Raw genomic sequence first — 15836 nt, forward strand, 5'->3', positions numbered from 1 at the left:
TTCTATGCGCTGATCTGCGCGGATTATAGTGGCTCAGTTGTCAAGACAAAAATCTAAGATTTTTATAATGAACTGATATAGTGGACAAGTTACAAGGAACATGTGGAGAACAGTGGAGCACTCCCCAGATTCAATATATGCTAAGCTACATATGGCATCAACATTGCCGGATAGTAGCATTCAGCCGGTGTTTGGTAATCAAGTGCAGAATGGCGCCGCTCAAAGTTGTAGATGTGGATATACTGTCCGATAGCAGCTCTTGCTTCCCTGATGTTGTTGTACTGTGTCAGATAGGCTTCCTCATACTTGAAGCTGCGGAACCAGCGTTCAATCATGATGTTGTCTGCCCAGCGACTTTTTCCATCCATACTCTGACGGATGCCGTTTTCCTTTACAAAGTCAATGTATTGCTGACTTGTAAACTGACAACCCTGATCTGAATTCAGGATTTGAGGTTTTGCCACTTTGAAAGCTTTTTTCAGGGCACTGATAACCATTCTGGTATCAAGTGTGTCATCCACTTCCCAGCCGACAATACAACGGCTATACCAGTCGATCACGGCTGTCAGATACAGAAATCCGCGCTTGATCGGGATATATGTAATATCAATAGACCATGCTTGATTTGGCTTGTCTATGACCGCATTACGAAGAAGATATGGACATACTTTCGCCTGCTGCATTCGCTTGGAAAGATTCATCTTTGGATAGATCGGGTAAATATCCATCTCATTCATGTAGCGTCTTGCCTTGCGGCGCCCAACCTGGTAACCACGGGCTTTTAACTGTGCAGACATTTGTCTTGCGCCCCAAGTGGGATTATCTGTATGGAGATGATCAATGATCTCTTTGCAGGCCAGTTCCTCATCTGAAATAGGGGCGCCCTTGTAATAAATGCTTGTACGGTTGATGTCAAGCAACCTGGCACCAACGGAAGCCGGAATTTCCTTAGTCGTCAAAAGGTTTTGGACTAAACTTACTCTCGTAGTCAGGTCCACAAATTTCTTCAGATTTTTTTTTGAGCCAGTCAACCTGCATGGTTAACTGACCAACCTTTTTGGCATACTCCGCTTTCTCTTTTCGCTCTTCGGCAAGCTTTTCTTTGAGGTTTTCCTCGCGCTTGTCGTCGAACACAACCGAAGCATTGTTCAGGAACTCCTTTTTCCAGTTACGGAGCAGATTTGGTTGGATGCTATTTTCAGCTGCCAGGGTATTGAGATCTTTCTCACCCTTAAGCAGCTCAATTACAAGGTTTGATTTGAATTTGGCACTAAAACTTCTTCTCTGTCTGGACATGATAATGGCTCCTTTCTTACATACTGGTTTAAGTATATCAGATTCATTAAAATCTGTCCGAAAAAGTGTCTTAATTTATGATACCATTATACTATTGGCTAACGTGATTGAACTATCAAACCGAGGAGTTGGATACCAAACCCATACGGGAGGCCATTGAGCACTGATAGAAAAATAGAAAAAAGTCGCTGCGGAGTTACAGCTCGACAGCGACTAAGGGTTCCAGTATACCTCACAAGCATATTTGAATGCACTCAGATACACCATATTTTATTTCAGGCATCCTGTTTTTAAACACAGGCTTATAATTTTACTTTCACTTTTTTCAGCAAACGATCCAACATCCCCACGATCATCTGATCCTTCGCAACAATAAAATAAACCAGACAACACCCAGCGTAGATGCATACACCCAGGATAATCTGAAGCAGCAGAGTAACAACTCCGGAACTCATCACGCTGCCCACCCCATAAACCGCAGCAAACATCGCGATGCCAAACAGGAGGAAAATACCAGAGTTTCTCAAATATATTTGCAAGGGCAGCTCTTTTCTGACTGCCAGACATTGAATCAGGCACACCACGATCTCCGCAACAATCGTGCCAATGGTTGCGCCGACTGACCCCCATACAGGAATCAGCAGCGTATTGATGATGAGATTGGCGCAGGCGCCTCCCACTACAGACGATAAAAATTCCCGGTCTTTCTCAGATGGAATCAGATATTGTGTCCGAATGACATTTGCAAACGACATAAATGGTATCGTAAGCGACAGCCCCATAATCAAAATTCCCGAAAGCGCAAATTCTTCGCCCCAAAAGACCGGTGCAAATACAGTTCCAACACCAGCCAGTCCAAAGGTTAAGGCATAGGCAAGGCACATGATATATTTCATGGACAACGCCATATATTTTTGGCTTTCTTTCCGGTTTTTGGTTGCCAGCAGATTTGACATCTTTGGGAGCATTACGACGCCAAAGGATGTGATAATACCCATCGGAATATTGATTACTTTTTCCGCGTTCTCATAATATCCTAGCTGAACCTTATTGCTCAGCACGCCGATCATAATTTTATCCATATACTTGTACAGACTGACAGCAATCGAAGGAATAAACAAGATGCACAGCGGTTTGATATGGATTACCATTTTGCTCCATGTGGGTTTGACAAATGTCACATATTTTTTCAATGGAATCCACAGCACCATCTGGCTGATCAGCGTGCCGACGGACATAATCATACAGTATTTCCACAAATCATCTGCGTCCCTGACAAACACAAACACACAAATAACATTTGCTATTTTGATCAGCGTGTTTCTTGTGACAGTCAGCTTAAACTTTTCAATTCCAAAATAAAACCAGCTGATATCAAACAATCCGCTCAATACATATGCACCCATGATAATGGCATAAAGACGTTCTCCCTTCAGGATAACAATATACCCGACATAGGTAAGAATGCAGATTGTTGAAGCAATAATATGTAATGCAGCAACGTTAGAAAAGGTTTCATTCAGCCTCTCCCGATCATCTCTGGACTGTGCAATGGTTCTGTTTCCATAGTTTTTCAGACCCAGCATTGAGAACAGAACAAAATAATACGCGATGGAATTGGCATATGAATAGATCCCCAGTCCTTCCGCTCCAATCACACGCGCGATATATGGAGAGGTAATAAAAGGTAAGATGAATACGAGTACCTCATAAATCATCTGATAAAAAAAATTCTTCTTTACACTGCTTTTTTCCATCATTCATACCCTTTCAGAAGGTGAGATAAAAACGCCGGATTCCATTTGTGTCATCTCCATTGCTGTGCTTCTATTCTACACTGCAATGAATGTTTCCACAAGCCGCGTAATCGTTCATTTTTTGCTTTCATCAAAACAGATGATTATAATAATTCTTCAAATCATCTTTTGTTGCCTCATGCGAATAACCGGATGCGATAAAATCATTTGCCCTGCTTTGCCTAACCTCTGCCTCTGCATGATCTGTAATTTTCTTCATTTCCAAAGCCCATACCTTTTCAGGAAGGTTTAAATCCAAGCGGTGCATCAATTCTGTCACTTCTGTTTCCACAGGCACATGGTTGGAACCCAAGCATGGCAAACCTGTACACTGAGCCTCTAAAAAAACAATTCCCATTCCTTCAAAAACAGAGGGAAGGAAAAATAAATCCATTGCGGCATACCAATCTTCAACCTCAGCTTTTCTACCGGCAAAATAGTACCTGTCGTCTAAGCTCAACCGATGTAATTCCTGTTCGACACGCTGTTTTAATTCGCCATCACCTACCCACAACAGAAAAGCTCTGGATTCAATTTTTACATATTCAGCAAAACAATGTACTAAAAATCCCGGATTTTTCTGAGCGGCAAAGCGCCCAACAACACCAACAACCACTTTATTCGTAATGTTCAATCCGGATCGAATGCAATTTCTTGCATCACTGCGATACTGAAATCGATCTGTATCAATTACATTTCTCATTACCCGGAAGTCTTTGCTCCCGAAGCGGGATTCTCCGGCACTTTTTGAGCATGCAATCAAGTCAGTCGCTTCTTTTTGAATGAGATAATCATATAGCCATGTAGACATCTTTGTTTTTATATTCAGTATATTTTTCGGATTATGTGCATGAAAAATTCTGACTGCAATCCCCTTTTTTCGGGCGAGCCTGAGAGTGGAATATCCAATATGTCCCGGCATATTTACATGAACCAAATCATAATTTCCCTGAGAAATAACATTTTCAATCCGGTTTTGTACCGCAGGGGTGTATTTATTTGCCTGAGGCAGTTCAAAAACATTGCCATTATTCTCTCTCACTTCATTCAGCCACTGACATGCATTGCTCTTCAAATGCATAAAATCAACATGCCAGCCATCATCAATCAATGATTGATAATAGTTCATAATTGCAACGGCAGTCCCATCTCCGTTTTTTAAATATGGCAATACGATCAAAGCTTTTTTTGACTTTAGCGATGCTCTTTTTGACATTTTCGTATCATCCCCATGAGATTCAGCATCCAATACATATGATGCTTAATCATAAACAAAACAATCTTTCTCTGCCTCGATAATCCCTCAAGATTTTCTGTCTTTAATGCTTCAGCGATAATAGGCTTATTCAGATAAGCCGCGTACTTCCTTTTCTTTTCAGAATATGGTTCCGTATTGGCCGGATTAAAATAGCCACTGATTGCAGTTGTAATAATCACATATAAAAGTCTATTGTCCAGCCATGGAAGCAGCATTTGTTTATTTGAACTGCTCTCTGCAAAGGTTTTAATCTTCTCAAAACACCGGACCACAAGTTCATGGTTCTCTTCATTATGCGAAGCCGAAATCGAATTTGCATTATAAATATAATGGTAAAACGGTTTGTTGATAAACACTGCACTCTCCAATTTTTCAAAAAGGCGGAGATTAAATTCAAGTCCCTCCGCTCCCTGCTTCAGGACTTCGTCATGCAATATATGATTGTCAGCAAGCAATGATCTTCTGATTAGTTTTGAATACGCCACAGCAATATTTCCATTATAAACTAACAGCTGTTGCTGCAGCCACTTACATTCCTGATCTTTGTAAACCTTATTCTCTTCTAAATAAAATTTATATTCGGTTTGCGAATGTCCATAATCCTTCATGATGCCGCACATCACCAACTGAACCTTTGTTTGTTCGCCCAACCTGTACATGACTTCGCACATATCCGGCTCAATCCAATCATCGCCATCCACAAACATGATCCACTCGCCAGACGCCGCCTGAAAACCTGCATTGCGTGCAGCGGATAAACCGCCGTTCTTTTTGTGGATAACTTTTACTCTGCCATCCGAAGTGACATAACTGTCGCAAATTTCACCACACTGATCTGGCGAGCCATCATCAACCAGCAAAATTTCTATATTTTCAACAGTCTGAGCTATCGCACTCTCTATGCATTTCCTCAGATATTGCTCTGGCACCTTATATATTGGAACAATAATACTTACCAATGGCTTGCTCATTGCTCTATTCCTTTCATCTTTTTAAAATTCTCTTTGCAGTGCGCTTAACGACACTGTAAATTCCAGTGTGATAGCAAAATATTCTGACTGTTCTTTCCAGTTTCACCTTCAAGGTTTCAGGATAATATTTATTGAACAGCGCCTTACCTGACATTCGACTCGCGTCAGCAAAAAAGGCTGTTCTCTCGGCATTTTCCTCGACTGATTCAAACATTTCCCTGAATCCCTTTGTTAATTTGTCAGGTGAAACGACTGTATATCTCAGATTTTCACGTATCTCATTGAAAACCGTATTCCCTTTTTCTGTATGTACCAGAACTCTTGTCGTACCTTTATCATCATCCAGTGCCTTATCAAAGTCATATACCGGATAACAATCCCAAATTGTAAAATCACTTACTCTATATCTCTTCTTAAATTTGCAGTCATAACAGGATGGCCTGTCGCATATATTGGAAAAAAATGCCCGCAGCATTGGGTCTGTATCGATGCCAAATGCATATACTGACTTACCAGTCCTGTCTTTTACAGTCATGGTAGAATACTTATAGCCATAATATTTGTCACGGAACATAATATTTGAGATGTCACTTCCGAATTTCTCTTTCTGCATTTCAACATACTTACCCCAAACCAATGGAGATGGGACTGCACGACAGACCACATCAACTGTAATTAACTTCTCATACTCTTTTCGTAAGAATGCTTTCAACCCTTCTATCTGACAGGGCGTTCCGCTGTAACAAACCCATCTTCCTTCTTCCAGGCTCTGCTGCACCTGACGAAAGGTTGTTCCCGTATCGCTTTGAACATATTTACTGTTGCGAAACTTCGACATTTCCGATCTGCTTTCAGCCTTTGTATGCAGGACTTTGAAATTACGATCATATGATGCACCGAAAACGATGCCATTTCTAGACAGCACATATTCTGCAATCGCAGAAAAGCTGCCTCCCGAAGTGCTCTCTCTGCGGATCTTCTCATCTTTTATTTGCACGACATATGCGTTCTGTTCAAAAGGAATATCAGCTGAAACCTGAATAACCGGACAAACCCTTTCGCAGAGCCCGCAGTCCATACATCGCTGTTTCTCAATTTCAGGATACAGGAAGCCTTCTTTGTCAGCCCTCATAGTAATGCAGCCATTTGGACATGCATTCATACAGGCTCCGCAGCCACAGCATTGCCTTTTATCAGAAATCTGTATCATAAAAGTCCCTCCTGTTTAATCGAAATCGGTACTCTCCTTATCCTCCAAAGCCGCCACTAAATAATGATATGATTTTTCTCTCATTTTCTGCAAATTCTGATGAACCTTTTCATAGTCGATCTTCCTGTCCAGGCACTCCTGAATATCCTCCTCGCCATTCAGAATGCGCCCCTGGATACCCGCTAATTGAAACAATGTATCCAGCCTGCCGTTCGTAGAGGACTTAGTTTTTCTGGAATATCGTCTGAATGCAAAAAATGTCCTTTTATAGAGCATGGAAAAAACAGAGCAATGAAAGGAATCTGTACATACATAGGATGCATTGCGAATGAGATTTAGGAAGTCCGCAGGATCTATATCATACGGATTCTTATCAGCATACTCTTCATCGCTCTTCACAAACTCATCCAAATGTGTGAGAGCAACAATCTTACAGCCAGTTTTTTCTCTCAACCTCTTGGCGAATTCTCTGTGTGGCGGATTATTCCCCAGAAAATAACAAAAAATATATGGTTCTCTCACAATTGCCTGTTCTTTCTGTATGCACATCCATTCATCGCCGGTAAAGAGCAATGTTGGGTCACAGACAACGGGCACATCTCTTCCGGAAAGTTTTTTTACCATCTTCTGTCCGGATTCTTCGCGTACACCAATGTGTTTGATTTTCTTCAAAAACACACGCGCTTTTTCAGAAGAATCTTTTGGCAGTACGGACTGCCCAAAGCTTGTCGCATAAGCGATGGAGTTTACCGTATCCGGGACAAAATTCAATGTATAATAATCTGCTGCAATATTACCCGGAAGCCACAGCTGGTCACTGCCAACAAGGACTGTAGAATAGTTATCTTTACACTTCTCCCCCAATTCAGCCTTAGAGGAATAGACCGGAGACAATCTGAAATATTTTTTAGAAAACGCATCAAATTTCTGATTCCTCTTTTGGGACAAGACAGCGTACTCATTTTTGGAAAACTTTCGGATCAGCACACTTTTTGCCATGCCCATTTTAGAAAGCAGGATGTCTGAAGTCAGACTGGCTTTCGCAAAGTAAAGCAGCTTTGCCTTTTTCATTTCATGATTAAAACCAGAAACATCTATTGTCTCGTTCTCATATCCCAACTGATCCAGAGCCATCTGTGTAGCATATGCCTGTAACATACTCCCGTAATTATGTTGGAAATAGCATGAAACGATCGCTGTTTTTTTCATTTTCAGTTCCCCTATCTCTTTACCTTACTTTATCAACCATCTGCTATGCGCCCGCAGATATCATTCAGGAGCAGTGATCCGACATACCTGCCATTGCCGGAGCGGTTTGCTGCGCTTCCATTGGGATAAGCGAAATGTACAATGCGGCAACAACAGCCGCATAAACAAACACAAAAGAGGGAGGCAGGCGCCAGATTACGAATCGCTTTTGTCCATAGGTAAGTTCCACATGCTGCCAAGCATCAGATCCGCTTCACGTGAGGAAAACGTACGAAATCCACTTGCACTGGTAAAGGTCATTTCGCCAAAATAAATCCTGCCATGCAGGTTATATAAATCAACACGTACCTGTGAAAAACCTGCGGAGAGCTTCTCCGCTATGGCAATCATTTTCTCAAAATTGGCAGGCTTTTCTATCGTACCGGAATAATTTTCATACTCTCCGGTGTTCCAATCCTGCAAATTCCAGTCCAAATCATATACATTTCGTTTGTGCTGATGAAATCTGTCAAAATCCACATAGCAATACTTTACCACTCCATCAAAACACTGAAATTTATAATCCCTCAGGTCTCCTTCCTCTGACACAAGATATTGCTCTGCCAAGATGCGCGGTGTTATTTTGCTGTAATGCATTTCGCACAGGTATGCACCAAAATCCATTTTCAGGGCGGTTTCTATCTTCCGCCGCATATCAATTTTGTCTGTTACAGACATTCGACTCTTGCTTTGAACAACAACCACATCACCACTTCCGTGGTTTGTTTTCATTGCAAACTGTTCCGGTAATGCTGAAAAATCAATATCAGAATACCTATCCCATGTTCCAATCAACGGAATCAGATACTCTTCTCCAATTCTGTCAGCGACCCACGTTCGTACTTCAATTTTATCTGCACAGACTACCTTCCGTGGATCATCGTCATATAGCTTGGCCCACTGCATTTTTTCCGTGAACGTCTGTAAATCATCCCAATTCAGGATTTTTCCCGTCCACTCCTGATACAATGCCGCATCATATGCTTCCAATTCCTTCTTTGTCATAGCGTGAATTCGTTTTGTATTCGCCATATTTTGAGACAATTGCCTTCGGCTCTTCACACAGAGATATACTTCGTACAAAAAAGGAAATTTCTTTTTTATTCCATCATATGCCAAAACAACTCTCACCCTTATCTTAAATCTGATCCGTTCTTTACCCCGAGAATCATTCGTTGCACGAATCCCTTGACATTCCGGCTCATTGTAAAATATTTCTGCCGTACTCCACGCATTCGCACGGTATCCCGGCTCATTGCCAAAAGAATTCATACGGAACTGTCGCATGATACCCCAGGAAAACATAAGTTCTCAGCCATGTAGCAAATACAAACAGAACAATCAAAGCAGTCCATGTACCTCTGCGGCTTTTCCGATAGCACAGTGACGTATTCGCCAATCCAACCATTTGCATTGGGATAAAATAATAACTCATTCGTGAAATATATTCTGCGAACAACGGGCTAAAGCAAGTGATTGCCAGAACCATTCCGGAAACCATCAGATAAAACAATCCCTGCATGTTTTTTCGATTTAAAATACGGTAATATAGGATAAAAATTCCAATGTATGCCAATTGAATAACCAACTCCGCAATAGAAATTGATCTGCCTTGCGAGATAGTAGAGTATCTTCCTCCCTGTAAATAGTTGAGATAATTCTCCCGAAATAATCCCATATGGACTAACATCCGAACAAGCTGCGGTCCAACTGCCACTATGAGCATGACCCCGGCAATGACGAATAGCCCCCGGAAAATTTGCTTTTTCTCACTGCTTCCGTTCTGAACCTGAAGAATCAGGTATAACGGCAAGATCACAAGGCCAATCACAGCGGAAGAATGCATCAGAAAAGCAATCACCATCAAAACAGCATATTTTTTATATTCCTTGGTGGTCAGATATGTAAATGCCAAAAATACAAAGCTGGCAGCAACTGCCTGCCGCATGATATTCAACGAGGCGTTGTATACGGTAAGATAATACAGGAGCATTCCCAACCACACCGGCGTACCATATTGCTTTTCCATGCGGGACATTCCAAGATACATCACCCAAACTGTAATCAGTTCATAGGCAAACAGACTCCAGTGATAGTCTTTGGCAAGCAGAGAAACTGCATATACAATGACATTAAAGCCCCAATCCGTACTGCCCTGTAATGTCTGTCGGCCCAAAAAATCAATGATATTACTGCTCTTGAGCGCCTGCTGAAAGGATGGTATACCATATACCATAACATCGACGCCGATCGTCGACGCCCGGCATCCGGCCAAAACAGCAGGGATCAGGATGCCTGTTATCACACAAAGCTGCCTCAACTGCCTGTACCTCAATTTCCTGGAAATAAATAGAAACAGCACTGAAGCTGCAAATGTTGCTACATATATCGCCATGAATCGTTCTCCCACCCTAATCTATATCACCGTGCAGGAATCATGCCCTCTTGCCGGTTATTGTTTTTTCTTAATCCACAGTCTTCCAAACGCCTTGAGCAGAATCAGATTGCTGAGGATCGCAGTCGGTCTTGCAGAAAGGACATCCCGGTAACAGGCAACAGCACTCTTGATGTCACTGTTTTTAATGTGCAATCTCATTTCATACGCTTTTCTGACCGCCAACGCGTCTTTATGTTCTTTCAAATAGTCCGCGTGCAGCTCATTCAAATGTCGCACTGCTCGGATGCGTCGATTGGTGTCGTTGGTGATTCGGGCATCCTTGCCATTGCCATCATACGCATAGTAGTTAAATACCACTTCCGGGCAATATGCTACTTCGCCATACCGGGCAACACGAATCCAGGTTTCCCAGTCCTGGCATGCCTCCATTTCCGGATTAAAACCTCCTGCCTTGCGCAGAATATCTGTCCGCAGCATTGCCATGGATGTTGATCCAATGAAATCCGCTTTCATAATTTCATCATAAACCTGTCCGGTGCGTGGCTTCTGAAGATCGGAGTAGTTTTTGTTCTCATATTTTCCATTTTGGTACATGGCTGCATCTGCATAAACCAATACAACATTTTGATCGGAAAAATAGCCAATCATTTTTTCCATGCGAAACGGAAGAAATTCATCGTCATCATCCAAAAAGGAAATAAACTCACCTTTGCTGTGCGCAAGTCCGGTATTCCGCGCAACACAGGCTCCGGAATTTTTTTCATGCTGAATGTATGTCACCCGCTCATCTGAAATACTCTCGCAAAATGCTTTCACTTCATTGCGATGTTCATAACTCTCCGGGCTGTCATCTACAATCGTCAGTTCGAGGTTTTGGTACGTCTGATTCAAAACGCTGTCAATCGCCCGCCGAATCTCACTTACTTCCCTCTTATGTGTCGTAACTACCACGCTAATCAATGGATTATTCATTGGTCATCTCCTCATTCTATTGTACAACGATTCTTCCCATACAGCTTTGTGAATGAATATTCTGCATATATTTCCACTATTCCGTCAGGGCGGATCTGATAAAGTCAGAAATTTTGACTATTTCGGCAAGGCAGAATTTTCTTCGTTAAAATCCCCTGGAATCCACAAAGGTTTCCAAGAAATCTTGCATCGAACTCCCCGCGCCATAGCGCAATATTCTTCGTTTTCTGGTTTTCAGATGGCATTTAATCTCTTCCAAAGACATCTCGCGTGTACACCTTGTCCCGTACAGCGTCCAGACAACTGTCATAACGGTTCGCAATGATGGCATCCGACTGTGCTGCGAACAGTTCAAAATCGTTGACAACAACGCTTCCAAAAAAGGTTTCTCCATCCTTCAACGACGGCTCAAAAATGATAACGACAGCCCCCTTCGCTTTGATCCGCTTCATGACTCCCTGTATGGAGCTCTGACGAAAATTATCGGAATTTGACTTCATCGTGAGGCGATACACACCAATTGTCACTTTCTTCTCGTGCGCTCTGTCAAATTCATTGTCATCATCATAGCCATAATAGCCTGCTGTTTTCAGGACACGATCTGCAATAAAATCTTTTCTCGTCCGATTGCTTTCCACAATGGCCTGAATCAAATTCTCCGGAACATCCTTATAGTTTGCCAACAGCTGCTTGGTATCCTTGGGCAGACAATATCCACCATATCCAAAGCTCGGATTATTATAATGGCTTCCGATGCGGGGATCCAAACAGACTCCCTGAATAATCTGCTGTGTATCCAATCCTTTCATTTCAGCATATGTATCCAGCTCATTAAAATACGATACACGGAGCGCCAGATACGTATTCGCAAACAGCTTGACTGCCTCCGCTTCCGCAAAGCCCATGAACAGCACATCAATATTTTCTTTTATCGCACCCTCCTGAAGCAGACCGGCAAAGGTACGGGCAGCCTGCATCAGCCGTTCGTCTTCCAGATCGGTGCCGACAATAATCCGGCTCGGATACAGATTATCATACAGAGCTTTGCTTTCCCGCAAAAATTCCGGGCTGAAAATGATATTTTCGCTTCCGGTTTTCTCACGGATTGCTTTTGTATAGCCAACCGGTATAGTGGATTTAATCACCATAATTGCCTGCGGATTGCTTTCTATAACCGATCGGATGACCGTTTCCACTGCCGAAGTGTCAAAAAAATTCTTTTGAGAATCATAATTTGTGGGCGCTGCAATCACGACAAAATCTGCATCTGTGTATGCCGCTTTTGCATCCAACGTCGCAGTCAAATCCAGTTCTTTTGTCGCCAGATATTCTTCAATTTCTTTGTCCTGAATCGGCGATTTCCGCTGATTGATTGCGTCAACCTTCTCCTGCACTACATCAACCGCTGTAACTTCGTTCTGTTGCGCCAGCAAAACTGCCAGAGACAATCCAACATAGCCGGCACCAGCAACAGCAATCTTCAAATGACTCATATTATTCTCCTTATATGACAGAGAAATGGATAGGAAAACCGCTTCTCTGATGGCTTTGTACTGCATCGTTCCGCGCCCGAAGCGCTGAAATGTATCTTTCAGCAAGAACGCAATGCTTCCCTGTAAATGTCGCTGTAATGTCTGGCCATGGCATTTGTATTATATGTTTCAATAATATCCGCGTAGGCTTTCTCGATCAAGCCCTTTGTATCGCCGTTTTGTGCCTCCCGGATTGCCTTTACAAAATCTTCCGCTGTTCGGCAGACAAATCCGTTTTCCCCTGTATGAATGACATCCCGGTTTCCAATGACCTCACTGACGATGCAAAGCTTCCGCATATACATAGCTTCCAGCAGAGACATCGGCAGCCCTTCCCAAAGAGAGGTAAGTACAAATACATCACCCTGCATGGAATGCTGAAGCGCCGGTTCTCTTTCTACCCAGCCGGTTATTTCAATGTTAGGCGAGGAAAGCTCCGCACGCATTTCTCCATCGCCAATCCAGACGAAGTGCACATCCGGCAGTTCCAGCGCAATTTTGTTAAATAATGCAGGGTTTTTCTGATAGCATATTCTTCCAAGCGTAAACACAGTAAACGGATGTTCTTTCTCTGTTGTAACGAAATCCAGCACATTTTTCAGCTTGTCAACATTAATTCCGTTATTTACATAGGTTGCATGCCGGGTCAGTCTGCATGATTCCCTGTGCTCCCCTTCGCTACAGCTGATGGTGGTGCAGTTCCGTTGACCGCTTACTTTTTCCACCAATTTGTACAACAGCCTCTTTGCTGCATTTTGATTCTGCATCAAAAAGCTGTATCCATGCGGTGTGTAAAAAATCGGGGTATTCTTTCCATTGAATGCCCAACGCCCCAGTGCCCCAGCCTTGCTGCTGTGTAAATGAATGATATCCGGCTGAACTCTGTCCGCGATTTTTCTGATTTCAAAAAAGGCTCTGATATCCTTCAGGGGATTGATCGAACGAACAAAATTTTTTACCTCAATCATCTGTATTCTTGGATCGAACTGTTCCTTATAATTCGCCGGTGTCTGGCTGCGCACCGCATATGCAATATACATATCATATGTCTTCACAAGCTCGTTTGCAAGGTCAACAACATATGTAAACACGCCGCCGCCCATGGCCTCAACCACAAACAAAATTGTCTTTCTTTTTTCAGCCATGTCTGTCTCCTCCGGTTCCTGATTTCACTATTTTGTCCTACAGGAATATCAACACCTCTGGGCAAAGGTATATCATCCCCCTGTCAGCTGCCATGTATCAGCTACTTTTTCCGCAAAAAATCAAAAGAAAAAAGCCTGTAGCTTGCTGTCAATTGACATCGGCTTGCAGGCTAATATGCGCGGGATACTCTCTATTAGCATATTGGCATTCTGTCAGAAATATAAAATATCCTGCCTATGGCATTCGGGTTTGTACGATGTATCGAGGCTCCTGCCTGCGCTCCTGAGCAGAAATTATTCTCCTTCGCCCCTTATCACTGCTCCAACTGTCATGAAAATAATTTTCCAATCGATCCAGAAACTTCGTTCCTGTATGTACTTGATATCAAGAGCAACCCAGTCCTCAAAGGAAATTTCATTTCTTCGCGGCTGAATCTGCCAGTAACAGGTCAGCCCCGGCTGAACATACATGCGTTGAAGCTGATAATCATCATACAGTTCAACCTCTCTGGGCAGCGCCGGTCGTGGGCCGACAATGCTCATATCTCCCTTGAAAACATTCCAAAGCTGCGGCAGTTCATCCAAGCTTGTTTTCCGAATAATGCGCCCAATCTTCGTAATGCGTGGATCGTCCTTAATCTTAAATGCAGGGCCATCCATCTCATTACTCCCGAGCAATTCAACCAACTTGTCTTCCGCATCCACACACATACTGCGAAATTTATAAAACTTAAACAGTTTCCCGTCTCTTCCACACCGAATCTGCGTAAAAATCGGGCTGCCATGCGGATCATCAATGCAAATTGCCAAAGCGATAAGCAGCATAATTGGAGAAAGAATAATCAAACCAATCCCCGAAAGCAGAATATCCTGCACTCGTCTGAGTATCCAATATCTTCTCTTTCTGTGCAGTTGCTCTTTTCGGTCGATATAGATTCGTTTTTCACCGCTTAAACTGACGTTGCTGTTCATTTGTTCCATATCAACCGCCATCATCTCTGCCAATTCCATCTAACCTCTTCCTCACTCTTCCAAAGCCCAAGATGTTCCCTCACACGCATGATTTATAAAATGCACTGTTTGAGATCACCTACTCCAGCCTTTCATATGAAACGCCGCTTTCAATGGTACAGATCATCAAGCAACTGATCTATTTCTGTAAGTCGTTCCTCTACAGTTTGTGATGTAACAACCTGGTCTTCGTCGAGCAGCTCTTCCAGCCCTTTGAATGTTATTGTACTGCTGTTCAATAAGCGCTGCAACGCGGTTTCCGTATAACGTACACGCGTACGGATCGAATTATCCCAATTTACCCAAATCTCCAAGCCACAGTTGCCCGGATTGGCTAAAACGTTATTTACGGCAGCCGAATCATTATATCCATATAGCTGGACAAGATTCAGTCCCCCTATGGTCTTCTCCGTTGTCTCTTCGTGACAAAGTACAGTTTCAAATCCAAGAGACTTCAAAATCTGCGCATCGCTTTCACTGCATCCTCCCGAAGGAAAATAATATACTGTCGGTTTTGCAGAAACTCTGGCACTCAATGCATTTAAATAATTTTTGATATTGGTCTGCCATTGAGAAGCATCCGCTGTTCGTTCAATAGAAACGGCACAGTCCCAGCCATCCTCAATCAGTTCAGAAAAAGCCTGTGCGGAAATATAATCGTTATCACCTGGAAGCTTGCCATCCTCCAAGATCAGAATACCGGAATCGACCTTTTCTTTTACAACAGGATAAATTTCCGTGTAAAAACTCTCGTCCAAAGAATGAAAGCAAAGAACGGCTCCCGATATTTCCTGAGTCTCCTGCGTGGTTTCCTGCTGTGCGGTTTCCTCCAGCTTCTTTTCCAACTGTGATTTTTCATTTAATAGCTGCTGAATTTCCGCATTATCCTGTTTCAACTGTTCCGAAGTCAGTTTATTATTATGCCCCTGCCAGTAGTCCAGCGCAAACAGGCTGCCTGCAAGGACGATGCAGCCAATAAATCCAAGCACCTTCCGCATT

Annotated in this window: 14 protein-coding genes; all 14 read right to left on the reverse strand. The window is 42.8% G+C overall.

Translation table 11 applies throughout. The features are described from left to right. Nucleotides 1-140 precede the first annotated feature (140 nt). The 14 genes from ACLM7Z_RS12640 to ACLM7Z_RS12705 all read right to left on the reverse strand — a co-directional run bounded on the left by ACLM7Z_RS12640 (nucleotide 141) and on the right by ACLM7Z_RS12705 (nucleotide 15835). A complete protein-coding gene (locus ACLM7Z_RS12640) occupies nucleotides 141-998 on the reverse strand; it encodes an IS3 family transposase (protein ID WP_435645260.1) in 858 nt (285 codons plus the stop codon). Beyond that, nucleotides 949-1296, reverse strand: a complete 348-nt coding sequence (locus ACLM7Z_RS12645; RefSeq protein ID WP_242969783.1) for a transposase — start codon at nucleotides 1294-1296, stop codon at nucleotides 949-951. The genes ACLM7Z_RS12640 and ACLM7Z_RS12645 overlap by 50 nt, the downstream gene beginning before the upstream one ends. 302 nt (nucleotides 1297-1598) lie before the next feature. Further along, nucleotides 1599-3056 carry a flippase gene (locus tag ACLM7Z_RS12650; protein WP_242969829.1) on the reverse strand — a complete coding sequence of 486 codons (1458 nt, stop codon included), beginning with the start codon at nucleotides 3054-3056 and terminating at the stop codon, nucleotides 1599-1601. A gap of 127 nt (nucleotides 3057-3183) precedes the next feature. Next, nucleotides 3184-4308, reverse strand: a complete 1125-nt coding sequence (locus ACLM7Z_RS12655; RefSeq protein ID WP_435645261.1) for a glycosyltransferase — start codon at nucleotides 4306-4308, stop codon at nucleotides 3184-3186. Beyond that, nucleotides 4287-5321, reverse strand: coding sequence for a glycosyltransferase family 2 protein (locus tag ACLM7Z_RS12660; protein WP_435645262.1), 1035 nt, complete (start codon nucleotides 5319-5321; stop codon nucleotides 4287-4289). The genes ACLM7Z_RS12655 and ACLM7Z_RS12660 overlap by 22 nt, the downstream gene beginning before the upstream one ends. Before the next feature lie 13 nt (nucleotides 5322-5334). Further along, nucleotides 5335-6531 carry a Coenzyme F420 hydrogenase/dehydrogenase, beta subunit C-terminal domain gene (locus ACLM7Z_RS12665; RefSeq protein WP_435645263.1) on the reverse strand — a complete coding sequence of 399 codons (1197 nt, stop codon included), beginning with the start codon at nucleotides 6529-6531 and terminating at the stop codon, nucleotides 5335-5337. A gap of 15 nt (nucleotides 6532-6546) precedes the next feature. Then, entirely contained in the window at nucleotides 6547-7740 is a 1194-nt protein-coding gene (locus ACLM7Z_RS12670) for a polysaccharide pyruvyl transferase family protein (protein ID WP_435645264.1), read from the reverse strand. A 195-nt stretch (nucleotides 7741-7935) separates the two neighbouring features. Further along, on the reverse strand, nucleotides 7936-9051 hold the full coding sequence (locus ACLM7Z_RS12675; RefSeq protein ID WP_242969828.1) for an ATP-grasp fold amidoligase family protein: 1116 nt from the start codon (nucleotides 9049-9051) through the stop codon (nucleotides 7936-7938). Further along, nucleotides 9032-10174 (reverse strand): EpsG family protein, encoded by a 1143-nt coding sequence (locus tag ACLM7Z_RS12680; protein ID WP_087019850.1) that lies wholly within the window; start codon nucleotides 10172-10174, stop codon nucleotides 9032-9034. The genes ACLM7Z_RS12675 and ACLM7Z_RS12680 overlap by 20 nt, the downstream gene beginning before the upstream one ends. 57 nt (nucleotides 10175-10231) lie before the next feature. After that, nucleotides 10232-11149 (reverse strand): glycosyltransferase, encoded by a 918-nt coding sequence (locus tag ACLM7Z_RS12685; RefSeq protein WP_087019847.1) that lies wholly within the window; start codon nucleotides 11147-11149, stop codon nucleotides 10232-10234. 245 nt (nucleotides 11150-11394) lie between these two features. Then, nucleotides 11395-12633, reverse strand: coding sequence for a nucleotide sugar dehydrogenase (locus ACLM7Z_RS12690; RefSeq protein WP_087019994.1), 1239 nt, complete (start codon nucleotides 12631-12633; stop codon nucleotides 11395-11397). A gap of 107 nt (nucleotides 12634-12740) precedes the next feature. After that, nucleotides 12741-13826, reverse strand: coding sequence for a glycosyltransferase (locus ACLM7Z_RS12695; RefSeq protein ID WP_087019844.1), 1086 nt, complete (start codon nucleotides 13824-13826; stop codon nucleotides 12741-12743). 294 nt (nucleotides 13827-14120) lie between these two features. Next, entirely contained in the window at nucleotides 14121-14807 is a 687-nt protein-coding gene (locus tag ACLM7Z_RS12700; RefSeq protein WP_407922958.1) for a sugar transferase, read from the reverse strand. Between the two features lie 140 nt (nucleotides 14808-14947). Next, on the reverse strand, nucleotides 14948-15835 hold the full coding sequence (locus tag ACLM7Z_RS12705; protein ID WP_435645265.1) for a hypothetical protein: 888 nt from the start codon (nucleotides 15833-15835) through the stop codon (nucleotides 14948-14950). Between the last annotated feature and the right edge of the window lies 1 nt (nucleotide 15836).

The sequence above is a fragment of the Butyricicoccus porcorum genome, assembly GCF_051246315.1.
GTDB classification, from domain to species: domain Bacteria; phylum Bacillota; class Clostridia; order Oscillospirales; family Butyricicoccaceae; genus Butyricicoccus_A; species Butyricicoccus_A porcorum.